This is a genomic window from Tatumella morbirosei (genome assembly GCF_000757425.2).
Classification (GTDB): domain Bacteria; phylum Pseudomonadota; class Gammaproteobacteria; order Enterobacterales; family Enterobacteriaceae; genus Tatumella; species Tatumella morbirosei.
The window spans coordinates 175,985-201,817 of record NZ_JPKR02000005.1; the positions used below are offsets into that span (position 1 = coordinate 175,985).

The window sequence follows — 25,833 nt, forward strand, 5'->3', positions numbered from 1 at the left end:
CCAACTATCGGCGGGTAGGATCACTGACGAAGGCATGCAAGACAGAAAGCGTGTGTATCGCTTGGAATCTGATTCATTAAAAAAACCATGTCAAGTTAATTTTTAATAAATCATCAAATAGCCACAAACATAATAGCATGTTCACGAAATTCTTCCTTACTCATTAGGAATTGAACATGAAAATATCAACACTTGCCATTACCGCAATACTTATTTTCCCCAGTTTTAGTCTATTTGCTGCGCAGTTGGGTTCCGAACCCTCTGGTCCCTTTGGTAGAGAACTCGGTACTATCTCAATATCCGGTATTAGCGGGAACATGGATGATACTATTCATGTTCTTAAGATAAAAAGAACTGTGTTAGCTGCCCATCGAATAAACATCATCTCGCTGGATTCTCTAGGTAAATCTGATGCCTATTTAGGTGCTAAAAAATATTTTCAAGGTACTGCTGATGTCTGAAATGAAATTCACTTATCTGATAGTCCTGTGTGCTGCTTTGATGGGGTGCAAACAGGAGCAGGCATCATCTAGTAGCGAAAAAAAAACTGTTTTCGCTCAGTTAATCCACCTTCAACCCGTATCAACATCAGTAACATTGACTGGACGAACAAGTGAAACACTCATCTCACAGGTTAGGCCTCAGGTTACAGGTATTATTGAGAAACGGGCCTTCAGGGAAGGAGACTTTGTACACGCAGGCCAGGTACTCTATCTGGTTGATCCCGCGTCTTATAAAGCAGCGTATGATCAGGCTATTGCTGCTGTGGACAGTGCTAAAGCGGAACTGTTTTCTGCAAAACTGAAGTACCAGCGCTATGACCGCTTGCTAAGCAGCCATGTTATTTCCCAACAGGATGTTGATGATGCATGGTCAACATACAAGCAAGACACCGCAAATATTGAAGAGAAAAAGGCCGATCTTGAGACTGCTGCAATAAATCTTGATAGAACCACAATTCGCTCACCGATTTCAGGTATTGCGGGAGTATCGACGGTCACGCCCGGAGCACTAGTAACGGCTAATCAATCCGATTCATTGACCGACGTTCGCAAACTGGATCCGATATATGTCGATCTTCAGGAGCCATCAGACCAATGGCATAAGCTGAGAATGGATAATGGTGGTAAGGATGAACAGGTTAGGCTGATGTTGGGGAATAGCACTATTTATTCGCAGGCTGGAAAACTTGAACTTGCCGAAGCGGCAGTAGATCCTTCTACAGGTACCATTAAATTACGAGCCGTCTTCCCTAATCCTACACGTAGTCTGCTTCCAGGCATGTTTGTTCGCGCGATATTGCCAGGGATACATTATCAAAGTGCCGCCCTGGTACCTCAGAACGCTGTGACTTTTGATCACAATGGTCAGGCATCGGTGATGACTGTAACGCCTAACGGAAAAGTCAAAGAGGTAAATATCATCACGGATGGAGATTATAAAGGGAACTGGATTGTTACACAGGGCCTCCGAAATGGTGACCGTGTTATAACAGCTGGAAATAATCGTGTATCTCCTGGTGATAATGTCACCGTCAAAAAAGTAAAGGAGTCAGGGGAATCATGATTTCACGTTTCTTTATTCAAAGACCTATATTTGCATGGGTGATTGCCATCTTAATCATGGTGGCCGGAGCTATTTCTCTGCTTAATTTACCGATCGCTCAATATCCTGATATTGCGCCGCCTTCGATTAAGATCGCAATGACGTATCCTGGCGCTTCAGCTAAAACCCTAGAAGACAATGTTACTCAGGTCGTGGAACAGCAGTTAACCGGACTTGATGGCATGCTCTATTTCACCAGTACAAGTAGTTCGACTAGTGGGGTTGAGATTGACGTCTACTTTGACCAGAAAACCAATCCAGACATCGCTCAGGTTCAAGTACAAAACCAGGTCGCACGTGTGGAGTCTCGTTTACCGGCTGCGGTTGTTTCTCAGGGGATCGTTGTGATTAAACGCCAACCTGATTATCTTTTGATGATGGCTGTATATGATAAAACACGCAAAGCGACGGCTTCAGATCTTAGCGACTGGGTCGCCAGTAACATGCAGGATACTCTTTCACGTTTACCCGGAGTTGGGGATGTAAGAATCTTTGGCTCGCAACATGCAATGAGAATATGGCTCAATCCAGCCAAACTAGCTGAGTACAGCCTGATGCCGTCGGATATTAAAACGGCTGTGCAGTCAATGAATACTGATGTATCTGGCGGAAGCATTGGAGCACAGCCAGCGGCTCCCGGGCAGGCAATGACAGCAACCGTCAACGTTATGTCCCGCTTACAAACTGCGAATCAGTTTAAAAATATCATTGTTAAAACGAATTCCGACGGTTCGGTTGTCAGGCTTTCTGATGTGGCAAAAGTCAGTATTGGCAACGAACAGTACGGTACTCAGGCCGAAATGAATGGTTATCCGGCTGCGGGGATTGCGGTGATGCTGGCTCCGGGTGCAAATGCGCTCGATACTGCAACTCTGATTAAAAATAGGGTTGCAGAATATCAGAAAAATATGCCGCAGGGGTATACTGTTGTCTATCCCAAAGATAATACAAAGTTTATAAAAATTTCTGTAGAAGAAGTGGTCAAAACTCTCTTTGAAGCGATTTTATTGGTAGTAGTAGTGATGTATGTTTTCCTGCAAAACATCCGGGCTACATTAATCCCCGCTCTGACAGTACCTGTTGTATTATTGGGGACTTTCGGCATACTGGCAGCTTGTGGCTATTCTGTTAATACCCTGACTCTATTCGGTATGGTGCTTGCTATCGGCTTGTTGGTCGACGATGCAATTGTCGTGGTTGAAAACGTTGAAAGAGTCATGAAGTTCGAACATTTGTCGCCTAAAGAAGCAACAATTAAGGCCATGTCACAAATTTCAGGAGCACTTGTAGCCATTGCTGTGGTCCTTTCTTCTGTTTTTCTGCCGATGGTTTTTTTGGTGGGTCAACGGGGGTTATTTACCGTCAGTTTTCTGTCACTGTTATCTCAGCCATGCTGTTGTCTGTGGTGGTTGCGTTAATTTTCACACCTGCACTATGTGCAACATTTCTACGCCATGTAAACACACCATCAAAAGGTTTTTTCCATCTTTTCAATCGTGGATATAGCCGGTTGGAATCCCGTTACAGTCATCGTCTTGTTAAGCTATTTCGTAAACCAGCTAAACTGTGCGTGTTATACGGCGCGATCTTAGCTGGAGTTATTTTCATGTTCCACACTATTCCTACCAGTTTTTTGCCTGAAGAAGATCAGGGCTATCTTACAGTTCAGTACACCTTACCTGCTGGCAGTCTATTACCTCAGACACAGAAGATTGGCGATCAAATCCGAAACTATTTTGAAACCTCCGAAAAGAATAATATTACCAATGTTTTCAACGTTAATGGTTTCAACTATAGCGGTAGCGGTCAGAATGCTGGTATCGCGGTTATACGCCTGAAAGACTGGGATCTGCGTGAAGGTGAACATAATACTGCTGGTGCTGTTGCTGCACGAGCAAAAAGAATGCTGGGAAATATTATCAATGCACGAATTGTGGTCTCGACACCTCCGGCAGTAACAGGAATGGGGCAGGTAGATGGTTTCAGCTTCCAGCTTGAAGCAACCGATGGTACATCACGAGCCAAACTAGCTAGTCTGAGAGATATGTTGCTGAAAAAAGCACATCAGGATCCCCTGCTGTCCATGGTTAGAAGTAATTCTCTGCCAGATACTTCACAGCTCGATTTTAATGTCGATTTCACTAAAGCCCGTGTGCTCTCTCTAACAAACAGTGATGTTACCAGTACCATTAGTAATGCCTGGGGAGGGAGTTATATTGATGATTTTCTCGACCATGGAAGGGTTAAAAAAGTGTATATGCAGGGGCAGCCTGATTCCCGTTCAGGGCCAGATGACTTAAACAAATGGTTTGTTCGAGGCAGTGGCGGGAAGATGGCACCATTATCAGCCTTCACTACAGCGAAATGGACACGAGGCTCAGATTCTCTTGTAAGATTTAACGGTAACGCTGCTTATGAAATTGACGGAACCGGAGCTGAGGGGATCAGTTCTGGCCGGGCGATGGCGGAAATAGAGAAACTTCAACAGTCACTTCCTCCAGGTACCATCGGTGAATGGAGCGCACTTTCACTTCAGGAAAAAATTGCATCAGGAAGTGGGCCAGCGTTGTATGGAATATCTATTTTGGTTGTGTTTCTCTGTCTTGCAGCTCTTTATGAGAGCTGGAGTGTGCCATTTTGTGTCATGCTGGTAATCCCATTGGGTGTAGTGGGAGCATTATGCGCTATTTTTCTCAGGGGTCTTTATAATGATGTCTATTTTCAGGTCGCATTACTGACTATTATTGGTTTATCTTCCAAGAATGCGATCCTGATTGTCGAATTTGCTGAAAGTGAGTATCGCAGTGGAATGGACGCAGGTAAGTCGGCTTTGCGTGGTGCCTGTTCACGCCTTCGACCTATCCTGATGACATCGCTGGCGTTTCTGGCGGGTGTATTTCCGTTGGCGATAGCAACGGGTGCGGGAGCAAACAGTCGTATTGCTATAGGAACAGGTATTATAGGAGGGACGCTAAGTGCCACGATATTGGCTGTACTGTTCATCCCAGTGTTTTTCTGCCTGATGAAGAAATGGCTCCCAGGTAGAACCATGCTTTAATATATCGGCCCGCAGTTCACTGGTCTGTGAAGTATGGCAGCCCAGTGGCTGCTATGACTGACAGTATGGAGATAATTGATGAGTAGTGTACTTTGCGTCGAAGATGATGAGTTCTTCGCTCGTGAAATAATACATGCGTTGACTGAAGCAGGAATTTCGGCACAACATGTGATTACAGCAGCAGAGGCGATAAGTTGTCTTGAGAACGAAAGTTATGATCTGATTACTCTCGATCGTGTGCTGCCGGATCTCGATGGTATTGAACTACTGAAAAAAATTCGTGCTATCAAGAGTGATACGCCGGTGATCATGATAAGTGGTATGAATTCAGTAGATGATCGTGTTTCAGGTATTTCAGCTGGTTGTCAGGATTACATTGTCAAACCTTTCTCATCTGAAGAAGTTGTCGCACGAATTCTTGTTCATCTACGCTTCAGTAAAGTAATCACTGATACCAGTATTCTGAGCGTAGAAGGAATTCAACTTGATCTTATCGAGAAGACGCTCTGTTTTGGTAAGGTTTACATGCCACTCAAAAGTGTTGAGTTTAGGCTGATGAACATGTTAATGCGCAATCATGGTATTCTCATTACCCGACCGATGATCCTCGAAGCAGTCTGGGGATACAAATTCGACCCTGGTACGAAAGTGATCGATGTTCATATAAATAATCTTCGAAAAAAACTTGATGCGTTGTCTTCATCTCTGCAAATTATAAATCTTAGAGGTGCTGGTTTCGTTCTTAAATGCCCGGATGATAATGAAGAGTCTATTTAAAACCACATACTTTAGAATGTCATTTATTGCGCTTTTAGTCTCGGCGTTATGTATTGTTCTATTATCTCTTTCAGTTTACTACCAGGCAAGGAACATCCTCATTGTGCAGAACGATCAAGCCATATTTAATCAGGTGAATACAATTTCTATGCTGCCGATAGATAAGATGATTCAGGCATTGAATAATAGGTTAACGAACGATTATAGACAGGTTTTTTATGGAGGGGTTTTTGATGCGACGGGAAAATATATTGCTGGCAATATTACAACTGAACCTCCAAAAAATGAATACTCGATAAAGCCTTACCGAGCAAGAATAGCAGGGGTCCCCAATGAAATAAGAATGGTAAGGAAAGAACTTTCTAATGGTGATATTTTATTTTTCGGGGTGTATATAAAACTAATTTCAGAAATAAAACTTATTATTTTTACTGCTACATTAACATGTCTGGCATTTATGTCACTCGGTGCTGGGATAGTTGGGGTTATTCGTAGTGTAAAAACAGTTAGAGACCTAATGGATATTCAGGAGATTACCAAGGTTATTAGTCAGGGTGATTTTCGACAACGGATTCATAATATGACCGGTAATAATGAAATTGATACACTAGTAGAGCATATAAACATTATGCTGGAAGATGTTGAAAAGTTAACTGGAGAAATTTATGCCATTAATAAGAATATTTCCCACAACCTTTTTTCGCCTCTAATTAGGCTTCGAGGTGTGATCAGTGACATATCTCAGCTAGCAGCTATCAATACTGGTAAAAAAGAGCAGGAAGTCCTGAGCATCGCTGAAAGTGAAATAGAAATGATCCTAAAAAGATTTTCTGCACTTCAGAGAATTTCTTCCATTGAGAGTCGTACAAAATATTCCGGAATGTCCTTTTTTCATCTTTCTGAGCTAAAGAATGATATAGAGGAGATCTTCGAACCTTATAGTGTTGAGACAGGGACCAAATTTGAGGTTCTCGATAGTGATGGTTTTATTTATGCTGATAAGGGGTTATTATTTGAAGCAATATTCAACCTTGTGGAGAATTCCTTTAAATATTGCCCTTCTGGAAGCCTTATCACATTAATCTTTTCTTCCAGGGAGAATAAAACTAATATTGTTGTCCAGGATAATGGAAATGGAATAACAGATGAAAATCACCTTGATATTATTAACCGATATTCCCGTGCAGACGGAGGGTATGATGTATCAGGAACTGGTATCGGGTTGTCAATTGTAAGTTCTGTTGCCAGGTTGCATGGTTTCGAATTACAAATTGAAAATCTTCACCCAGGGTTAAAGGTTGCACTCATTGCTGAAAATAGTAATTATCGTCCTTCTGTGTGAAAAGGCAATTTTTCTCAATTATAATTTTTTTTCAAGGGTAATTCTTCGATATTCGGCTGGGGGGTAACCAGTAATTCGTTTGAATACACGTGTGAATTCCTGTTGACTGCTATAACCATATTTGATAGCAATGTCTAGTATTTTATATCTATTCTCTACAATATCCACTTTTGCCATTTCCAATCTCCGATGACGAATATAGGTAGCAAGAGAAATATCCATGTATTCTTTGAATATTCGCTGGAGAAACCAACGAGAGTAACCGGCACGACTAGCTACACTTTTAATGGAGAGATCATCACTAAGGTTATGCTCTATCCATACAATAAGATCTTCTATAACACTGGAATAAATATTGGTTGGCCTATGCATAGTAATACCTAGAAAAAATGATTATCTACAGATTAATACAACTTCCTTATTGACTGGGTTAATACTAATTAACTTGACAATCAGATTATTTACCCCGCAAGGGTGTGTAAGTATCCCTGCAAAAAGAACCATTCATTTTTAGAGATCTTCGGACATACTGAATATGTTCCCTGAAGGAGATCGCTATGCGTAAAGCCCGATTTACTGAACACCAGATTATCGCCGTTCTGAAGTCTGTTGAAGCCGGTCGAACGGTGAAGGATGTCTGCCGCGAGGCCGCAATTTCAGAAGCCAGCTATTACAACTGGAAAGCAAAATATGGCGGAATGGAAGCTTCTGATATCCGCAAAATCAAAGATCTGGAAGACGAGAACCGGCGTCTTAAACAGATGTTCGCTGATCTGAGTCTGGAATGTCGTGCCCTTAAAGACGTCATCGAAAAAAAGCTTTAAAACCAGTGATAAAGCGTGAGCTCGCCCATTATCTGATTTCGCAGTTTACAATGAGCACACGTCAGGCATGCAGGACATTATCACTGAGCAGGACGGTATTCTTCTACAAACCGGATACACGGCGTAATGACACTGTTATTGAAGCCCTCACAGAACTCGCTGAGCGCTATCCCCGATACGGTTTTAAGAAGCTTTTTCAGGTCGTTCGCCGGCAGGGTCATGTATGGAATCATAAGCGGGTTCACCGGATTTACTGCCTGCTGAAACTGAATTTCAGACGTAAAGGAAAGCAACGTTTGCCGGTACGCAACCCGGCGCGGCTGGCCACACCAGAGGCAATAAACCAGAGCTGGTCGGTTGATTTTATGCACGATGCTCTGGTCAGTGGCAGACGTTTCCGGACATTCAATGTGGTGGATGACTTTAACCGTGAAGCACTGGCCATAGAGATTGACCTGAATATTCCTGCTCAGCGGGTCATCAGAGTCCCCGACACACCGATGTTACTAACTAAAGTGTTCATTGATTTTCTCCACTTGTGACAGACACGGACATTACAAGTTGTAGAAAATAGCTGACTTAAACGCTAGCTGGATGCACTCAATAGGTATCACGGGCCGGAATTTATCTCACTGACGCTGGCTCAGTGGGCTGAAGATCATGGTGTACAGCTGGAGTTCATTCAGCCAGGAAAACCCACACAGAATGCTTTTATTGAACGATTTAACCGGATATACAGGACTGAAATACTGGATTTTTATCTGTTCAGAACACTGAATGAAGTATGGGAGATCACAGATCGCTGGCTGACGGAATATAACAGCGAACGACCTCATGAATCCCTGAATAACCTGACGCCGGAAGAATACCGGCTGATGGCTGAAAAACCGGAAACCTCAAAAAGTGTCTGGAACTAAAACAGGGATGCTTACAGTAAGAGCCGTTCTCTGGTTTTAGCATTAGGCTGATTGGTTCTAGAGTCACCCCGCTCATCTGCTCGCCTGACGATACGGATCCTGTTTGTACTAAAATCAACATCCTGTATTCTGATATTCAATAATTCACCACCCCGAATACCAAGATAAAACAGAAGCAAGATCATCAGCCGATTTCGGCGCTGAACTTCAATTGAAAAAGGATTTAATTTGGATCCAGGAAGGATAACTTCAAATAGTGAATCCAATTGAATATCACTCAGTGACCTGTCTTGTAGCTCACTGCTTCTGCGCTGTTTAGAAGGCCTGCGCTTCTTTATCTGCTGCCCCATAGCGTCGATCTGTTGGACTACTTCCAGTTCTGCCGTCTTTAAGATATGCATCGCATACCAGTGTAAATAGTTTGCACACGTTGTCAGCCTGGAATGCTGTGTTCCGTTATCAACAATATCGGACTCCGGTTCATCAAGCCAAAGGGTGGAGGATGTATTTAATGACTTCTTTGCTTGCTTACGCTGAGCAAAATCTCGCAGGTCGTCCAGCTCATGTGGTTTTAAGAAACTTTTGGTCAGAAAACGCTGTTCAAGGTCAATTCCACGAATATCTAAAAAGCGTAGCAAAACAATTAGGTTGCTAACCGCCGCTGACATCGTTGAAAAAGCATCCTCCCTATTGCGGAGTTGTGTTGTTAAATAAAAATAAAGAGTAGGGTAATACACGGGAAGGCCAGAAGAGCGATTCATCACCATGCAGTAGCGCTCGCCACTGTCCATAATAAATGTTGTAAGCCCGTCGAGATTCTTCATGCACCTACACCTCATAAACTTTACACAATTGCAAGGTACATAATATTTTAAGAGAGGGTCAGTAAAATTGACGGTTTTGAGATGTCGAATACAAAAAAGCCCCTGTATTAACAGAGGCCTGATAGAAAATTCATGACTAAATGTTCTTAGGTAAATCCTAGAACGGGATATCGTCGTCGAAATCCATTGGCGGTTCGCTGCTGGCCGGTGCACTGTTCTGTTGCGGACGTGCTGCCGGAGCACTGCCACCGCCGCTAAACTGGTTGCCGCCCTGAGGCTGCTGTGGCTGGCCCCAGCCATTGTTGTTGTTCTGTCCGCCTGCGGGTGCGCCACCGCCGTTGCCGCCCTGACGACCACCCAGCATCTGCATGGTGCCACCTACGTTAACCACGACTTCGGTGGTGTAACGATCCTGGCCACCCTGATCCTGCCATTTACGGGTACGCAGTTGGCCTTCGATATATACCTGAGAACCTTTACGCAGATATTCACCGGCGACTTCGGCCAGTTTGCCGAACAGAACCACACGGTGCCATTCGGTGACTTCTTTGTTCTCACCGGTCTGCTTATCACGCCAGCTTTCCGACGTGGCCAGTGTAATGTTGGCAACCGCACCACCATTTGGCATATAACGGATTTCCGGGTCCTGCCCCAGATTCCCGACAAGAATTACTTTGTTTACGCCGCGACTGGCCATATAGGTCTCTCCTGAAGAATAATTACTCTGAGTCTAAGCGGATAATCATACCACGTCACGTGTTGTTATTGATACTTTCGAACCGGCTTCCATCCGCATAGTCCCGGGTCTGTTATCTCCGGCCGCCGGGCGATTGTGATGGCCGTCACCCCGCACGTCTTAGCCGTTTTTAACCACGGATTAGCAGTATTTTTGTCTTTCACTGGAAACCGAAAATGACCAAAATAATATAACCCGACCTTTAATCCGGTAGCCTGCTTCCTTTCGCACCTTGCCTCGAAATGGCGCGGAGACCTTCACCGGATAACACACGGCCTTATCGTTTAAGCTTCCAGTCCTGGCAGACAGCCTTTTCTGTAAACCACTGGATATTTAATCAGTTTATTTTTTATGCCATAATGATGTGTTTGATTCTCCCCATGTCTCGTCCGCAGGCATGGACGACGCTGATAATCCGGGAAAGGTGAATGGATAAGATCGAAGTACGGGGTGCCCGCACCCATAACCTGAAAAACATCAATCTGATTATCCCCCGTGACAAGCTGGTCGTAGTCACGGGTTTGTCTGGTTCAGGTAAATCGTCACTGGCCTTCGACACGCTGTATGCGGAAGGTCAGCGTCGGTATGTTGAATCGCTGTCGGCCTACGCTCGTCAGTTTTTATCACTGATGGAAAAACCGGATGTCGATCATATCGAAGGTCTGTCTCCGGCTATTTCTATCGAACAGAAATCGACATCTCATAACCCGCGTTCGACGGTCGGTACTATTACCGAAATTCACGATTATCTGCGTTTGCTGTTTGCCCGTGTCGGTGAGCCTCGCTGCCCGGACCACGGTGTCCCGTTAGCGGCACAAACCGTCAGTCAGATGGTTGATCAGGTGCTGCAACAGCCCGAGGGTAACCGCCTGATGCTGCTGGCACCCATTATCAAAGACCGCAAAGGTGAGCACAGCAAAACCCTGGAAGGACTCGCCGCCCAAGGGTATATCCGCGCACGGATCGACGGAGAAGTCTGTGATCTCTCTGATCCGCCAAAACTCGAATTACAGAAAAAACACACCATCGAAGTGGTGGTCGATCGTTTCAAAGTTCGTGATGATCTGGCCACCCGGCTGGCAGAATCGTTTGAAACCACGCTGGAACTGTCCGGCGGCACGGCGATTGTCGCCGATATGGACGACAGTTCCGTGCCTGAGCTGCTGTTTTCCGCCAATTTCGCCTGCCCTGTCTGTGGTTACAGTATGCGTGAGCTGGAACCGCGGCTGTTTTCCTTTAACAACCCGGCCGGTGCCTGCCCGACCTGTGACGGCCTGGGCGTTCAGCAGTTTTTCGATCCGCAACGGGTGATCCAGAATGAGGAAATCTCGCTGGCCGGGGGGGCAATCCGTGGCTGGGACCGGCGTAATTTCTACTACTTCCAGATGCTGCGTTCACTCAGTGAACACTACCAGTTCGATATTGAAGCCCCGTTCAATACCCTGAGTGACAACGTCCGTAAAGTGATCCTCAACGGTTCAGGCAAAGAAAATATCGAATTTAAGTATGTCAATGATCGTGGCGACACCTCAGTAAGGCGTCATCCATTCGAAGGTGTGCTGCATAATATGGAGCGACGTTACAAAGAAACGGAATCCAATGCGGTGCGCGAAGAGTTGGCAAAATATATCAGTAATCGTTCCTGTACCAGCTGTGACGGCACCCGGCTGCGTAAAGAGGCCCGCAATGTGTTTGTTGCCGAGACCACCCTGCCGCAGATTTCGGAAATGAGTATTGGCCATGCCACGCAGTTTTTTGAATCACTGCAACTTAACGGACAGCGTGCCGCAATTGCCGAAAAAGTGCTGAAAGAGATCAGCGAACGTCTGAGTTTTCTGGTGAATGTCGGCCTGAATTATCTGTCGCTTTCCCGTTCGGCCGAAACACTGTCTGGCGGAGAGGCGCAGCGTATCCGTCTGGCCAGCCAGATTGGCGCCGGACTGGTGGGCGTGATGTATGTGCTGGATGAACCCTCGATTGGTCTGCATCAGCGCGATAATGAACGCTTACTGAATACGCTGATTCATCTGCGTAATCTGGGGAATACCGTTATCGTGGTTGAGCATGACGAGGATGCTATCCGCGCGGCTGACCATGTTATAGATATCGGTCCGGGTGCCGGTGTGCATGGTGGTCAGGTAGTCGCTGAAGGGAATGTTGACAGCATCATGGCCAACGAAGACTCTCTGACGGGTCAATTCCTGAGTGGCAAACGGAAAATTGAAGTACCGGCGGAGCGGGTCAAAGGCGACCCGGCCAAAGTCCTGAAACTGACCGGAGCCCGGGGAAATAACCTCAAAGATGTCACCCTGACCCTGCCGGTCGGCTTATTTACCTGCATAACCGGAGTTTCAGGCTCCGGTAAATCGACACTGATCAATGATACCTTATTCCCTATCGCCCAGCGCCAGTTGAACGGTGCAACACTGACAGAACCGGCTCCCTACCGTGATATCAAAGGTCTGGAGCATTTTGATAAAGTCATTGATATTGACCAGAGCCCTATCGGTCGTACCCCGCGTTCTAACCCGGCGACCTATACTGGCATCTTTACACCGGTACGTGAATTGTTTGCCGGAGTTCCTGAGGCACGCACCCGCGGTTATACCCCGGGTCGTTTCAGTTTTAACGTTCGTGGCGGACGCTGTGAAGCCTGTCAGGGTGACGGGGTGATTAAGGTCGAAATGCACTTCCTGCCAGATATCTATGTGCCTTGTGATCAGTGCAAAGGGAAACGCTATAACCGCGAAACCCTGGAAGTGAAATACAAGGGCAAAAACATCCATGAAGTGCTGGAAATGACTATCGAAGAAGCCCGTGATTTCTTTGAAGCCGTGCCTGCGCTGTCACGTAAGCTACAGACGCTGATGGATGTTGGGTTATCCTATATTCGTCTGGGACAGTCTGCCACCACCCTGTCAGGCGGTGAGGCGCAGCGTGTGAAACTGGCCCGGGAATTATCGAAACGAGGCACAGGTCAGACACTGTATATTCTGGATGAGCCAACCACCGGTCTGCACTTTGCCGATATTCAGCAACTGCTGGCGGTACTGCATCAGCTGCGCGACCAGGGAAATACCATCGTGGTGATTGAACATAACCTCGATGTTATAAAAACCGCTGACTGGATTGTCGATCTCGGTCCGGAAGGTGGCAGTGGTGGCGGTGAAATTTTAGTCGCGGGTACACCGGAAAGCGTGGTGGAATGTGCAGAATCACATACTGCCCGTTTCCTGAAGCCGTTACTTAAAACCAAATAAATTCATCTGGTTATATCTATCCCTGCGCCACCGTGAATGTTGCCTGTTTCTCTGAGAATTGCAGAAACAGGCAACATTCTGCGACAATCAGGTATACCTATTTTGCCGGTCAGGGGCTATCCTGAAGTTCAGGTTCACTCTCCCGCACGATCCCCGTGTGGGGGTGTTTGTTGTCTGTCTGACAGGAGAAATAATGAATATTATCCATGCTTACGCCGCACAGAACGAAAAATCCCCCCTCGCTCCGTTCAGCTATCAGCCACGTCAGCTTCGCGAACATGATGTGCAGATTGAAGTGCTGTTTTGCGGAGTCTGCCACTCTGACCTTCACCAGGCGCGCAACGAATGGCACAACACCATTTTTCCGGTCGTTCCGGGCCACGAAATTGTTGGCCGTATTACCGCCATCGGCAGTGCTGCCAGCAAATTTAAGACCGGTGATATCGTCGGTGTTGGTTGTATGGTCGATTCGTGCCGCAGTTGTCCAAGCTGCCAGGATGGTCTGGAGCAGTATTGTGAAAACGGTTTTGTTTCGACCTATAACGGCAAAGACCGGTTTGATGGCAAAGTCACCTTCGGCGGTTATTCCTCAGATGTCGTAGTCCATGAGGATTTCGTGTTACGGGTTCCGGAAAACCTGGATCTGGCAGGAGTCGCGCCGCTGCTTTGCGCCGGTATCACCACCTACTCCCCACTAAGTCACTGGAAAGTCGGCCCAGGTCAGAAAGTCGGTATCGTCGGACTGGGTGGACTTGGTCACATGGGGGTAAAGATCGCCCACGCAATGGGAGCCAAAGTGGTGCTGTTTACTACCTCTCCGTCCAAGATTGCCGATGGCAAACGTCTGGGTGCTGATGAAGTAGTAGTCTCTAAAGATCCGGAGCAGATGGCAAAACACGTCAACAGTTTCGATTTCATTCTGAACACGGTTGCGGCTCAACACGATCTGACACCGTTTATTAATCTGCTGAAACGCGACGGGAATATGACCCTGGTCGGGGTACCGGAACATGATCACCCGGCACCGAACGTTGCCAGCCTGATTTTCAAACGCCGCAGCGTTTCAGGCTCTCTGATCGGCGGTATTGCCGAAACTCAGGAAATGCTCGATTTTTGTGGTAAGCACAATATCATTTCCGACATTGAACTGATTGATATTGCCCAAATCAACGACGCTTACGAACGGATGCTGAAAAGCGACGTGAAATATCGTTTTGTCATTGATATCAATACACTGCGCAACAGCGCGGCGGCATAATCGTTGATCGCACACAGTAACGGCGGCTCCGGTCGCCGTTATTTTTTAGCGCCATCTTCGCTGGTCAGTCCTTAGCCGGCCAGCCGCTCACCCATTGCGGTAGCGATAAAAGTCGATAAATGCCCGTAACGCAAGATGCATCTGCCTCCAGACAGGTAATACAGGAAAAATCATTAAATTCCGGCACCAGACCTCCATCACTGACTTCAGCCCGTTCGCTCATTGATTTTTGGCCGGAACTATCACTCCCGCGGCAAAATTACCGCACGGGAATTTCAACGGCTGTTCTGAAACCCGTCTCTCAGCCAGTGGCTGAATACCGTAACGGCACGGGATACCTGTGCCGCATAGGGCCTGACCAGCCATATTTTATCCGCAAATCCGCCCACCACCTGCCACTCATCCAGCACCGGGATTAACTCCCCGTTATCCAGAGCCGCCCGGGCGCTGAAATCAGGCAGCATCGCAATTCCCAGCCCACTGATGGCCGCATCACGAATCGACTCACTGTTATTGGTGGCAAACCCTCCCTTAACCGCCACCGACCGGGTTTCACCGGTTTGTGGATGAGATAACCGCCATTGCGGTCGTTCATTACCGCGCGGATAGTAAAGGCAGCTATGCTCTGCCAGCTGACAAGGGTCGTCCGGTACTCCGTGGCCAGCCAGATAATCAGGAGCTGCCACCAGCAGGGTTCGGGTATTACAGAGCGGTAGCACCACATGGGTTTCCGGCAAACGATGACTGTGGCGTACCGCCAGATCGTATCCTTCACTGCTGAGGGAAACTAACTGATCAGACACTTCCAGCTGAATTCGGACCTCAGGGTACTGCTGCAGAAAACTGCGAATATGTCCCAGTAACTGCTGGCGGGCAAAGGCTACCGGGGCCGTAACCCTCACCACCCCACGCAATGGTCCACTGGCATCCCGCAGAGCATTAAAGCTTTGTTCTATCTGGTCAAAAGGCTGCCGGATATCTTCCACCAGCTTTTGCCCCTCATGAGTCAGGCGTACGCTACGGGTGGTACGTTGTACTAACGCGACACCGGCAATCGCTTCCAGCTCTTTTATCTTCTGGCTCATGGCCGCCTTACTCACCTCCAACTGCTCTGCGGCACGGGTAAAACTGCCTTTTTCGGCGAGTACCCTCAACCAGTGTAGATGGTTCCACAAGGCATCGGCATGGCTTTGTTTCATCATTATTGTTCACTCAGAAAAACAATCAATTCGCTGTCAGCGCTTTTTCTGCACCGGTTTACACGACAGAATAACAATAATTTCATCCCTCAGGAGCAGCATAATGCCATTATTACAATTTGATATGATTGAAGGTCGCAGCGAAAACGAGATCCAGACCTTACTGGATACCGCACACCAGGTGGTACTGGACGCATTTAAAGTACCGGAGCGGGATCGTTATCAGATTGTTCAGGAAAACAAAGCCCGCAATATGGTATTCCAGGACACCGGGCTGGGATTCAGCCGCACGGAAAAATTCGTCATGGTCAGGGTATTTACCAGCCCGCGCAGCGACGAGCAAAAACAGTATTTTATGAAGCGGCTGGCCGAAGAATTCCAGCGTGTTTGCGGGATTGAAGGCAATGACCTGATGATCTCTTTTATCAGTAACAACAAAGGTGACTGGAGCTTTGGCTACGGCGAAGCACAGTATATGACCGGGACGTTATAATCTCTGCCTCCCGAGCCCTCCCGGTCAGCCCGGACCGGGGAAGCTTCGGCAATTTATCGGCTTGCCGTTTCTCTGTGCCCACTCCCCCGCTATAATGTTTGTCAGCACTTCCCGTAATACTGAACGGGATTCCCGATGAATGCAGAAAGTGCTTTGGCATTCTGCTGATGACCTGAAGTCTGGTCTGATTTTCACAGCCTTTCTGCTGTCTACACATCACATTTCCCGTCAGTTCGCTGCCAGTTGATATTTTTGCACCCGGGTGCAAAAAGGCTTGCAATCACCGGGCAAAAAGAAACATAATTTAAACGTGACATTTACAATGACCAATAACGACGAATCTATAAAATCAGGTAAAGCCACAGCAAGCGACGTTGCTAAAGCAGCAGGTGTATCAAAATGGACGGTATCCAGAGCCTTCACTGAAGGGTCATCAATATCAGAAAAATCAAGAAGAAAAGTAAGAGATGCTGCGGAAAAACTCGGATACAAACCTAATCTGCTGGCACGTAGCCTGTCAAAAAAACAGACCAATATCATCGGCATCGTTATCGATGAAATGAAAAATCCGCACTGTCTGATGCTGCTGGATGAAGCAACAAAACAGTTACAAAATCGCGGCTGTATCGCCCTGTTGATTAATCTCTCCGGGGTCAATGATGCCGACGTGCTGTCACTGGCAGATCAGCTACAAGTAGACGGGATTCTGTTTTTGGGGACAGTACTGAGCGAAAACGTCATTTCGATGGCGGAAAACCTGCATCATGTACCTCTGGTACAGGTAGGCCGTAATAGTGAACTGGTTACATTCGACCGGATTTACAACAATGGTTATGACGCAGGGAAAGAGATTGCCCGACTGATGATCCCACAAGGTTTCACCCGTTATGGCTATATGAAAGGCCCGGATGCACCTTCTAACCATCTGTTTAGAATGCAGGGTTTTCGCGACGGTCTGGCGGAATACGATAAAAAATTATCAGTGATGTTAGTGGCTGGACACTATGACAGACATTCTGCGGCTAACGAATACGCCCGATATATTGAAACTACGCCGGCGACGGAACGTATAGACGCACTATTTTGTGAAAATGACATTTTGGCCTTAGGGGTGATGGATCAGCAGATGGAACTAGGATTACCCCCGCTGGGGATTGCCGGATTTGATGATATCGATGAATCCGGTAGTGTGACCCGGCAACTCACCACCGTGAGTCAGCGGGTCGACCGACTGATTCATGAAGCACTAAACCGTCTGCTGGATTCGACAGCCAGTGTAGAAGACACCTGGAGTACCGGAGAAATTAAAGTCCGTCAGTCACATTTAAAAAAATAAAAACAACACCTGATTCCGGATAATTTCGGAGTCAGGAATTAATTGAATTAATTTAAATATAAAAACCTCTATCCATGTTTCATCAGGAGGATTTTTTACGCCTCTCTGAAACTTAGCTCGTTATTATTTTATTCTGGAAGTAAGGAAAAAATATCATGAACCGCAGAGAAGCTTTATTCTCTCTCAGTTCTATGGTGGCAACACTTGCTGTTGCTCCGGAACTCAGAGCAAAAGAGTTAAAAAATGTTCCGTTAACTACCGAAATGACTCCGGACCATCTGCCGGTGGTTGCCTGGATAGATGGCTATCGTGTATTAACCAATGAAACTGACCGCAAAAATCTTGCAGCTATATTTGACCGGTTAATTCCCCACGACCAGCACGGTTTGTCTGCCAGCGAAGCCGGCTGTATCGAATTCCTCGATAATCAACTGGCCGGTGATTATGGCAGCGGCGCCGCACTGTATCTTAGCGCCCCCCTTCATCCAGACACTGAAGAAGAGATTATGGGCAGCCCACAATTTCTGAGTACTCCACGCCAACGTTATGCTGCCGGCCTGACTGCGTTAGAGGCATGGGCGCAAAATAAATATCATCACTCTTTCTTTAACCTGTCAGAAACAGAGCGCGATGACTTTTTGCAGAATATGGAAAACGGAAAAATTGATCTTGGCAGTAATATCGACAGCCAGGCATTTTTTGAATTAATGCTGCAAAACGTCAGAGAAGGATATCTGGCCGATCCGTTATATGGCGGAAATAAAGATATGACCGGTTGGAAAATGATTGGTTTTCCCGGCGCCCGCTATGACTACCGTCCATATATAGAAAAACGCAACCAGAACCTGGAATTAATTCCTGTCAGCCTGATCCCAAAAGATTAATAAGGTAAAACATGTCAAATATCAGAAAAAAAGCCGACGTGGTGATTGTCGGCCTGGGATGGGCTGGCTCCGTGATGGCGGAAGAACTGACCCGTTCCGGTTTAAATGTGGTTGCCATTGAAAGAGGAGCCTGGCGGGATACCTCAACAGATTTTCCACCTTCGGTCGATCCGGATGAACTGCGCTGGACTATTCGTCGCGAAATGTTACAGCCAATGAGTGTCGAAACCACTACGTTCCGGAATAAAGGCAGCCAGACGGCGGCACCAGTCAGAAACTGGTCAGCATTTCAGTTTGGTTGGGATGTCGGCGGGGCAGGAACCCACTGGGCTGGAATGTCCTGGCGGTTTACTCCTTGGGACTTTGAGGTTGCGACTAAAACCCGTGAACGATATGGTGCTGAAAAACTCAACGGGCTGCAGGTGCAGGACTGGGGAATTACCTACCAGGATATCGCCCCCTACTATGATCGTTTCGAACGTATTGCCGGAACTTCAGGGCTGGCCGGTAACCTGAATGGGCAGGTCAACCCCGGCGGTAACCCGTTTGAAGGCCCCCGTGACCGTGACTACCCCACTCCGCCACTGAAAGATACCCACTGGATGCAGAAGTTCCGTCAGACTTCAACCGGGATGGGTTATCACCCGTTTACCATCCCAGCCGGTAATATTTCGCAACCCTGGGTTAATCCGTTAGGAGTGACCATGGGCCCTTGTACATATTGCGGATTCTGCGATTTTCACGGTTGTGGTAATTTTTCCAAATCTTCACCTCAGGCCTGTATTTTACCGGCGCTGATGCGGCGACCAAATTTTACCCTGCTCTCTGAAACCGAAGTGCTACATGCAGTGAAACATCCTGACGGCAAGACCGTGCAGGGAGTGAAATTCATTACCCGCCAGGGTGAAGAAGGCTTTCAGCCGGCAGATATTGTCTGTATCACCGCCTATCAGATGGATAATGTACGCCTGATGCTACTATCGAAAGTCGGAACACCTTATGACCCACGGACCGGCAAAGGCACCATCGGCAGAAACTATAATTATCAGACCTGCGCCAGTGTCACAGGTTTCTTTGATAACGAGTATATGAACCCGTTTATTGGTGGTGGTGCGCTAGGTGTACAGATTGATGATTTCAATGGCGATAATTTCGACCATAGCGATCTCAATTTTATCGGCGGTGCGGGAATTATGGGCTATTCCACCAATGGCCGGCCAATTCAGAATATGAATAGCTTGCGACCGGGCACCAAACGCTGGGGAAGCGAATGGAAAGCCGGGTATGCACGGGATTATCAGACGGCTGCCTCTATCTTTTGTCAGGGCACTTCGATGCCAATGAAAGAAGCATTTCTGGACCTTGACCCCAACTATAAAGATCGCCATGGCCAGCCGTTACTGAGACTAACGTTTGACTGGAATCAGAACGATATCAATATGTCACGTTATGTCACTGGTCGTGCTATCGAAATCATGAAGGCCGCAGGTGGGAAAGATATCGTTGTTGATAATCAGACTGATCGTAGCTGGAATCCTTATATGCAGCAAAGTTCTCACACTATCGGTGGCGCGGTGATGGGTGCTGACCCTCAAACCTCTGCGTTGAATACCTTCCTGCAAAGCTGGGATGTTCACAATATGTTTGTGGTAGGTGCATCGGCATTCCCGAATAACGGAGGCTACAACCCGACGCTTACCGTCGGCGCTCTGGCTATACGTGCGGCACAGGCCATACACCAAAAATATATTAAGAACCCGGCGCCACTTACAGGGGTATGATCATGACGAATAGGAAAAAAGTAAGCAGCATCCTTGCGGCGCTGGCCGTCATTGTCGCCTTAGTGATCTGCTACCGGCTGTGGGTTTCACTGGAAACCTCACGGTCTGACGTTGCCGATAATAAGACGCCGTTGGCGGAAGTACATGCCACCGATGCGGATGCTATCCGTCGTGGGGAATATGTGATGCGGTTGTCTGATTGTGCCGCCTGCCATGAGTCTAACTTCGCCGGTGGCTACAAGATAGATACCCCATTCGGGGTATTGAAAACTTCAAATATTACCCCTGACCGTAACACAGGTATCGGCAATATGACCGAGCAGGCATTCTATAATGCCGTACGCCAGGGCAAAGGTCAGCATGGCTTCCTCTATCCGGCTATGCCTTACACCGCATATTCCCGCCTGAGTGATCAGGATATGCATGACCTGTGGCAGTATCTTTCTACTGTAACCCCGGTCAGCCAGAAAATTGATGAAAATGGCGAGATGAAATTTCCGTTTAACATTCGTCTGGCAATGGCAGGCTGGGATATGCTGTTCTTTGATAATAAAGGATTTGTGGCAGACACCACCAAAGACAGCCAATGGAATCGTGGTAAGTACCTGGTCGACGGGGCTGCTCACTGTAGCGTGTGTCACTCGCCGCGTAATATTCTGGGCGGTGAAATTCATTCTCAATATTTGCAGGGCGGTAGTCTGGGAGCCTGGTATGCCCCGGATATTACGCCTAATCCGGTGACCGGCATTGGCCGTATGAGCCAGCAGGATATTATCAGCTACCTGAAAACCGGTTCTGATGGTACTGCGGTTGCGGCCGGCCCGATGGCTGAGGCCGTGGAACATTCAATGCAGTACTTCACCGACAGTGATTTACATGCCGTTGCTGATTATCTGCAAAGTCTGCCCCCTTCACCGGGTAAAGCGCCTGCCAGTAAGTCACTAAGCCCTCAGCAAAATCAGCAAGCGGCACTGACTTATGAAGTGGATTGTTCGGCCTGTCATGGTACCAGGGGAGAAGGTATTTCCGGGATGGTTCCGGCTTTTGCCGGTAATCAGGGAATGCTGAACAACCCGACGAATATGATTACCGCCATTTTGAATGGTGCCCGGGCACCGCATACGCAGCAACGTCAGACTGCTGCAGGAATGCCTGCTTTTGCCTGGAAAATGGATGACCAGCAAATTGCCGGACTGCTAAATTACCTGCGTAACAGCTGGGGCAATAAGGCCGCAGAGGTGAAAGCTTCTGATGTTGAGAAACTACGAAAATCCACCGGAGCGTCATCTAAACTCACTGCGCCACCTGCGAAAGCCGCAGCTAATTAAACTCCCTGTCATCTCCGGTATATAAAAAGGGCCCGTTACCGGGCCCTTGAACATTTCAGACCGAAGTCAGCTTCTGTCAGAGTACTGCGGCAAAGGCTTCCGCGACCTGATGGATATTGCGGCTGTTAAGCCCGGCAACACACATCCGGCCACTGCTGATCAGGTAGACACCAAATTCTTCACGTAATCTGTCAACCTGCTGTGCACTCAGTCCGGTATAACTGAACATACCCCGTTGTTTCTCCAGGTAGCTGAAATCACGCCCCGGCAATGCATGGCTCAGAGCGGTCACCAGTGCCTGGCGCATATCCAGAATACGCACCCGCATCTGTTCCAGTTCGGCCAGCCAGTTGGCCCGTAATTCACTGTCATTCAGAATGGTCATGACCAGCGTAGCACCATGCGTCGGCGGGCTGGAATAGTTGCGACGGATAGCGGCCTTCAACTGACCCAGCACACAATCGGCTTCGTTGCTGCTTTCACACAGGACCGACAATCCACCCACCCGCTCGCCATATAATGAGAAGATTTTGGAGAAGGAGTTACTGACCAGCGCCGGCAGCCCAGCTTTCGCCGCAGCACGGATAGCGTAACAATCCTGCTCTGCTCCGGCACCAAAGCCCTGATAAGCGATATCCATAAACGGAATCAGCTTACCTGCTTTCAATACTTCAATCGTCTGATCCCATTGTACCGGCGTCAGGTCTGCACCGGTTGGGTTGTGGCAGCACGGATGCAGTAAAACGATGGTTTGTTCCGGCAGGCCTTTCAGTGTATCGATAAACTCAGAGAATTTTACGCCATGAGTTTCAGAGTCATACCACGGATAGCGGTTCACCTTGAAACCGGCACCGGCGAAAATGGCCACGTGGTTTTCCCAGGTAGGATCACTCACCCATACATCAGACCCCGGGAAATAGTTTTTCAGAAAGTCAGCACCGACTTTCAGGGCGCCAGAGCCACCCAGCGTCTGAATGCAGGCAATTCGGCCACTTTCTGCCAGCGGGTTATTTTCACCAAATAACAGAGTAACGATGGCTTTGCGGTATGAGGCAATACCCTCCATTGGCAGGTAGAGCGATGCCTGGCCAGGAGCACTTTGTAGTCGTTTCTCTGCCTCAGCCACGGCCTGTAACTGAGGAATGATCCCCTGTTCGTTATAATAGAGACCAATACTCAGATTAACTTTTGCCGGACGCGGATCTTCTTTGAATTTTTCCATCAGCGAAAGGATGGGATCGCCGCCATAGGCATCGACATGTTGAAACACGTTGTACTTCTCCATCATTATCTATGTTATTGGGCCGCAGCCTGTTCAGACCATATAGCGGCCAGGACGGTGGTTCATTGCAATAATCAGATTCAGTATTATGGCGCCACATACCGATGCCAGCAGCATAGGCAGTGATACCACCCACAGCGAGGCCAGTACCACACAGGTATCGACACACATTTGCAGTTTACCGGCACGAAGACCTATTCGTTTCTGCAGCCAGAGTGCCAGAATATTAATGCCACCCAGGCTGGCTTTATGGCGGAATAACACAATGAACCCCATGCCCATCACAATATTACCAAACAGGGCTGCATAGAAAGGGTTAAGCTGAGAAAAATGAATAAATAATGGATGCAGGTGCGTAAACAGCGATACCAGTCCTACCGCACTGAAGGTTTTCAGGGTAAATTCCCAGCCCATCTGGCGAACCGCCAGCCAGTAAAAAGGCAGATTGATCAGGAAAAACGCCGAACCGAAAGATAACGGTGTGACGTAGCTAATCAAAAAAGCAATCCCTGCAGTGCTTCCGGTTAATGCGCCTGCCTGTTTCAGCATAATGATGCCGAAAGACACCAGTAAAGTGCCAAATAAAATCGCCAGTGCATCTTCCACCAGACTGTGCGGCACGGACTCTGCCGCCGCAGTTTTCATAACTGTCATAGCCAAACCCTAATTGATCAATGAGTGCAAAGTGTTGTGTAAGCAAAAAACGCGCCACACTGATAACCATGGCGGGTTATCTGTGAGTGCGGGTTATTATCTTATTGATATTACAGATGTCAGGAGCCGACGCAGGGTTAATCCCCGGACAAGAGTTCAGCACTTCGTGCATCACGGTGAATCCTGATGCACTATTTATGCACTAATTTGCAAACAATGCACGACAATAGTTAACCGGTGTTGATTATTGATTGGTCAGTTCGCTGCCTTGCAGCATAATCCCGCCTTCCTTAATACGGTTAAGTATCACTGATGTCTTCACATGGGCAACACTCTGATGACCCGCCACCAGTTGACTGATCAAGGCACTCAGGGAGTTAAGATTGCCCACGGTCACTTTCAGCAAATAGTCGGCGTCTCCGGTGGTTTTATAGGCATCGGTAATGGCTGGATTAGCCGCAACATGTTGATGAAAATCATTTACGTAGGATGGGGTATGGTTCATCAACCGGACTTCGATGAGTCCGGTGATTTCCGGACCAATCGCGTCCGGCGACAGCCTGGCGTAATAGCCGAGAATTTTATCGGTTTGTTCCAGATGAATACGCCGCCTGGAGCACTGGGAAGCGGATAACCCCACCAGATCACTCAGCTCCTGATTAGTCAGCCGGCCATTCGACTGCAGCAGGGTGAGAATTTTAATATCGTAATCATCAATTCTGGTCATGCGTTATTCCGTGATGCTGTCAATATATCATCACAGATAACCGTATTTTTTAGGGGGTTGTCCAACACTATTTTTAATCAGTCAGCCCCGGAGTTTCGGTTACTCATCATCATACTGAGGGCCGGCATAGTTATCGAAACGGGACCACTGACCATTAAAGGTGAGTCTGACTGTACCAATAGGACCATTACGCTGTTTACCCAGGATGATTTCAGCAATACCTTTCAGGTCGCTGTTTTCGTGATAGACCTCATCCCGGTAAATAAACATGATTAAATCCGCATCCTGCTCAATCGAACCGGATTCACGTAAGTCTGAGTTGACCGGCCGTTTATCAGCACGTTGTTCAAGAGAACGGTTAAGCTGTGACAAGGCCACCACCGGCACATTCAGTTCTTTTGCCAACGCTTTCAGTGAACGGGATATTTCGGCAATTTCCAGCGTACGGTTATCAGAAAGCGAGGGTACCCGCATCAGTTGCAGGTAGTCGATCATAATCATGCTCAACCCGCCATTTTCCCGGAAGATACGTCGTGCACGTGAACGCACCTCGGTAGGAGTCAGACCGGAAGAGTCATCAATAAACATATTTTTCTTTTCCAGCAGAATACCCATGGTGCCGGAAATACGCGACCAGTCCTCGTCATCCAGTTGTCCGGTACGAATCCGGGTCTGGTCCACCCGCGATAAAGAGGCCAGCATACGCATCATCAGCTGTTCGCTGGGCATCTCCAGACTGAAAATCAGCACCGGCTTATCCTGCAACATCGCGGCGTTTTCACACAGGTTCATGGCAAATGTCGTTTTCCCCATCGACGGACGGGCTGCCACAATGATTAAGTCCGATCCCTGTAACCCGGCGGTTTTTTTATTCAGATCCTGATAGCCGGTGTCTACCCCTGTCACCCCATCGTGAGGAGTGCCGACCAGCGATTCAATACGGTTGATGGTAGCTTCCAGAACCTGTTCAATATTCTGCGGGCCATCGTCTTTATTGGATCGTTTTTCGGCAATTTTGAACACACTGGATTCGGCAAGATCCAGTAGATCCTCACTACTGCGCCCTTGAGGATCAAAGCCTGCATCAGCGATTTCGTTAGCTACCGAAATCATTTCACGAACTACGGCACGTTCACGGACAATATCCGCATAGGCACCAATGTTGGCTGCACTCGGGGTATTTTTCGCCAGTTCCGCCAGATAGGCAAATCCCCCAACCATTTCCAGTTCACCACGGGTTTCGAGGGACTCTGACAAGGTAATCAGATCAATCGGCTGTCCCAGTTCCAGCAAACGCTGCATCTCGGAAAAAATTAACCGATGCGGCCGGCTATAAAAATCTTCGGCGACCACCCGCTCGGAAACATTATCCCAGCGCGCATTATCCAGCATCAATCCCCCAAGCACCGACTGTTCGGCTTCAACAGAATGCGGGGGCATTTTTACCCCTTCCAGCTGACGGTCGCGGGTTTCATTGGATTTGTTCGTGGGTTTATTTCCTGCCATAGTGAATGTCATTACCAGTGTTAAACAAGGGGCGCCACAGTA

At 47.7% G+C, this 25,833-nt stretch carries 19 protein-coding genes and 2 pseudogenes; 13 read left to right on the top strand and 8 right to left on the bottom strand.

Features of this window, described 5'->3' with window-relative positions; genetic code table 11:
• Window positions 1-176: 176 nt before the first annotated feature.
• From HA49_RS16335 to HA49_RS16355, 5 genes and pseudogenes are all read left to right on the top strand, one after another.
• Window positions 177-461, top strand: a complete 285-nt coding sequence (locus HA49_RS16335; RefSeq protein WP_038023807.1) for a hypothetical protein — start codon at window positions 177-179, stop codon at window positions 459-461.
• A complete protein-coding gene (locus tag HA49_RS16340; RefSeq protein WP_052752537.1) occupies window positions 454-1,566 on the top strand; it encodes an efflux RND transporter periplasmic adaptor subunit in 1,113 nt (370 codons plus the stop codon). Before HA49_RS16335 ends, HA49_RS16340 begins: the two co-directional genes overlap by 8 nt.
• Window positions 1,563-4,663: pseudogene (locus HA49_RS16345) on the top strand (efflux RND transporter permease subunit). Before HA49_RS16340 ends, HA49_RS16345 begins: the two are co-directional and overlap by 4 nt.
• A 78-nt stretch (window positions 4,664-4,741) precedes the next feature.
• Window positions 4,742-5,440 carry a response regulator transcription factor gene (locus HA49_RS16350; RefSeq protein WP_038023809.1) on the top strand — a complete coding sequence of 233 codons (699 nt, stop codon included), beginning with the start codon at window positions 4,742-4,744 and terminating at the stop codon, window positions 5,438-5,440.
• A gap of 103 nt (window positions 5,441-5,543) precedes the next feature.
• A complete protein-coding gene (locus HA49_RS16355; RefSeq protein WP_169748783.1) occupies window positions 5,544-6,782 on the top strand; it encodes a sensor histidine kinase in 1,239 nt (412 codons plus the stop codon).
• Between the two features lie 18 nt (window positions 6,783-6,800).
• On the opposite strand, the gene HA49_RS16360 is transcribed toward HA49_RS16355, so the two are convergent.
• On the bottom strand, window positions 6,801-7,154 hold the full coding sequence (locus HA49_RS16360; RefSeq protein ID WP_046791886.1) for a helix-turn-helix domain-containing protein: 354 nt from the start codon (window positions 7,152-7,154) through the stop codon (window positions 6,801-6,803).
• A gap of 185 nt (window positions 7,155-7,339) precedes the next feature.
• Between HA49_RS16360 and HA49_RS21310 the strand changes: the two are divergent.
• Window positions 7,340-8,523, top strand: a pseudogene (locus tag HA49_RS21310) (IS3 family transposase).
• An 11-nt stretch (window positions 8,524-8,534) separates the two neighbouring features.
• Here the strand turns inward: HA49_RS21310 and HA49_RS16380 are convergent.
• Window positions 8,535-9,347 (bottom strand): site-specific integrase, encoded by an 813-nt coding sequence (locus HA49_RS16380; protein WP_245610226.1) that lies wholly within the window; start codon window positions 9,345-9,347, stop codon window positions 8,535-8,537.
• A 157-nt stretch (window positions 9,348-9,504) separates the two neighbouring features.
• The gene (locus HA49_RS16385) at window positions 9,505-10,044 is read right to left on the bottom strand and encodes a single-stranded DNA-binding protein (protein ID WP_038023818.1); all 540 of its coding nucleotides are present in this window, start codon (window positions 10,042-10,044) and stop codon (window positions 9,505-9,507) included.
• A 467-nt stretch (window positions 10,045-10,511) separates the two neighbouring features.
• Between HA49_RS16385 and uvrA the strand changes: the two genes are divergently transcribed.
• Complete coding sequence (gene uvrA / locus HA49_RS16390) at window positions 10,512-13,343, top strand: excinuclease ABC subunit UvrA (protein ID WP_038023819.1); 2,832 nt, start codon at window positions 10,512-10,514, stop codon at window positions 13,341-13,343.
• A gap of 193 nt (window positions 13,344-13,536) precedes the next feature.
• Window positions 13,537-14,601, top strand: a complete 1,065-nt coding sequence (locus HA49_RS16395) for an NAD(P)-dependent alcohol dehydrogenase (RefSeq protein ID WP_038023823.1) — start codon at window positions 13,537-13,539, stop codon at window positions 14,599-14,601.
• A 275-nt stretch (window positions 14,602-14,876) separates the two neighbouring features.
• Here HA49_RS16395 and HA49_RS16400 read toward each other — a convergent pair whose 3' ends face one another.
• The gene (locus HA49_RS16400) at window positions 14,877-15,800 is read right to left on the bottom strand and encodes a LysR family transcriptional regulator (protein WP_038023952.1); all 924 of its coding nucleotides are present in this window, start codon (window positions 15,798-15,800) and stop codon (window positions 14,877-14,879) included.
• Between the two features lie 103 nt (window positions 15,801-15,903).
• On the opposite strand from HA49_RS16400, the gene HA49_RS16405 reads away from it, so the two are divergent.
• The 5 genes from HA49_RS16405 (at window position 15,904) to HA49_RS16425 (ending at window position 21,622) form a co-directional block, all read left to right on the top strand.
• The gene (locus HA49_RS16405) at window positions 15,904-16,293 is read left to right on the top strand and encodes a tautomerase family protein (RefSeq protein WP_038023825.1); all 390 of its coding nucleotides are present in this window, start codon (window positions 15,904-15,906) and stop codon (window positions 16,291-16,293) included.
• A gap of 310 nt (window positions 16,294-16,603) precedes the next feature.
• Window positions 16,604-17,629: a LacI family DNA-binding transcriptional regulator gene (locus HA49_RS16410; protein ID WP_245610227.1), complete on the top strand. Its 1,026-nt coding sequence runs from the start codon at window positions 16,604-16,606 to the stop codon at window positions 17,627-17,629.
• Window positions 17,630-17,784: 155 nt separating this feature from the next.
• On the top strand, window positions 17,785-18,513 hold the full coding sequence (locus tag HA49_RS16415) for a gluconate 2-dehydrogenase subunit 3 family protein (protein WP_038023831.1): 729 nt from the start codon (window positions 17,785-17,787) through the stop codon (window positions 18,511-18,513).
• An 11-nt stretch (window positions 18,514-18,524) separates the two neighbouring features.
• Window positions 18,525-20,294, top strand: coding sequence for a GMC family oxidoreductase (locus HA49_RS16420; protein ID WP_038023833.1), 1,770 nt, complete (start codon window positions 18,525-18,527; stop codon window positions 20,292-20,294).
• A 2-nt stretch (window positions 20,295-20,296) separates the two neighbouring features.
• Window positions 20,297-21,622 carry a c-type cytochrome gene (locus HA49_RS16425; RefSeq protein ID WP_038023836.1) on the top strand — a complete coding sequence of 442 codons (1,326 nt, stop codon included), beginning with the start codon at window positions 20,297-20,299 and terminating at the stop codon, window positions 21,620-21,622.
• Window positions 21,623-21,698: 76 nt separating this feature from the next.
• Here the strand turns inward: HA49_RS16425 and HA49_RS16430 are convergent, their stop codons facing one another.
• The 4 genes from HA49_RS16430 to dnaB all read right to left on the bottom strand — a co-directional run bounded on the left by HA49_RS16430 (window position 21,699) and on the right by dnaB (window position 25,791).
• A complete protein-coding gene (locus HA49_RS16430; protein WP_211259081.1) occupies window positions 21,699-22,892 on the bottom strand; it encodes an amino acid aminotransferase in 1,194 nt (397 codons plus the stop codon).
• Window positions 22,893-22,937: 45 nt separating this feature from the next.
• Window positions 22,938-23,549, bottom strand: coding sequence for a YitT family protein (locus HA49_RS16435; protein ID WP_038023958.1), 612 nt, complete (start codon window positions 23,547-23,549; stop codon window positions 22,938-22,940).
• Between the two features lie 253 nt (window positions 23,550-23,802).
• Window positions 23,803-24,285: an Lrp/AsnC family transcriptional regulator gene (locus tag HA49_RS16440; RefSeq protein ID WP_038023837.1), complete on the bottom strand. Its 483-nt coding sequence runs from the start codon at window positions 24,283-24,285 to the stop codon at window positions 23,803-23,805.
• A 99-nt stretch (window positions 24,286-24,384) separates the two neighbouring features.
• Entirely contained in the window at window positions 24,385-25,791 is a 1,407-nt protein-coding gene (gene dnaB / locus HA49_RS16445) for a replicative DNA helicase (protein ID WP_038023962.1), read from the bottom strand.
• Window positions 25,792-25,833: the final 42 nt, after the last annotated feature.

Excerpts from the sequence above, each read along its gene's own strand:
- HA49_RS16395 (WP_038023823.1), top strand. The coding sequence starts at position 13,537 with ATGAATATTATCCATGCTTACGCCGCACAGAACGAAAAATCCCCCCTC.
- HA49_RS16420 (WP_038023833.1), top strand. The coding sequence starts at position 18,525 with ATGTCAAATATCAGAAAAAAAGCCGACGTGGTGATTGTCGGCCTGGGA.
- uvrA (WP_038023819.1), top strand. The coding sequence starts at position 10,512 with ATGGATAAGATCGAAGTACGGGGTGCCCGCACCCATAACCTGAAAAAC.
- HA49_RS16340 (WP_052752537.1), top strand. The coding sequence starts at position 454 with ATGTCTGAAATGAAATTCACTTATCTGATAGTCCTGTGTGCTGCTTTG.
- HA49_RS16380 (WP_245610226.1), bottom strand. The coding sequence starts at position 9,347 with ATGAAGAATCTCGACGGGCTTACAACATTTATTATGGACAGTGGCGAG.
- HA49_RS16440 (WP_038023837.1), bottom strand. The coding sequence starts at position 24,285 with ATGACCAGAATTGATGATTACGATATTAAAATTCTCACCCTGCTGCAG.
- HA49_RS16385 (WP_038023818.1), bottom strand. The coding sequence starts at position 10,044 with ATGGCCAGTCGCGGCGTAAACAAAGTAATTCTTGTCGGGAATCTGGGG.
- HA49_RS16400 (WP_038023952.1), bottom strand. The coding sequence starts at position 15,800 with ATGAAACAAAGCCATGCCGATGCCTTGTGGAACCATCTACACTGGTTG.
- HA49_RS16360 (WP_046791886.1), bottom strand. The coding sequence starts at position 7,154 with ATGCATAGGCCAACCAATATTTATTCCAGTGTTATAGAAGATCTTATT.
- HA49_RS16350 (WP_038023809.1), top strand. The coding sequence starts at position 4,742 with ATGAGTAGTGTACTTTGCGTCGAAGATGATGAGTTCTTCGCTCGTGAA.
- HA49_RS16405 (WP_038023825.1), top strand. The coding sequence starts at position 15,904 with ATGCCATTATTACAATTTGATATGATTGAAGGTCGCAGCGAAAACGAG.
- dnaB (WP_038023962.1), bottom strand. The coding sequence starts at position 25,791 with ATGGCAGGAAATAAACCCACGAACAAATCCAATGAAACCCGCGACCGT.
- HA49_RS16415 (WP_038023831.1), top strand. The coding sequence starts at position 17,785 with ATGAACCGCAGAGAAGCTTTATTCTCTCTCAGTTCTATGGTGGCAACA.
- HA49_RS16335 (WP_038023807.1), top strand. The coding sequence starts at position 177 with ATGAAAATATCAACACTTGCCATTACCGCAATACTTATTTTCCCCAGT.
- HA49_RS16435 (WP_038023958.1), bottom strand. The coding sequence starts at position 23,549 with ATGAAAACTGCGGCGGCAGAGTCCGTGCCGCACAGTCTGGTGGAAGAT.
- HA49_RS16425 (WP_038023836.1), top strand. The coding sequence starts at position 20,297 with ATGACGAATAGGAAAAAAGTAAGCAGCATCCTTGCGGCGCTGGCCGTC.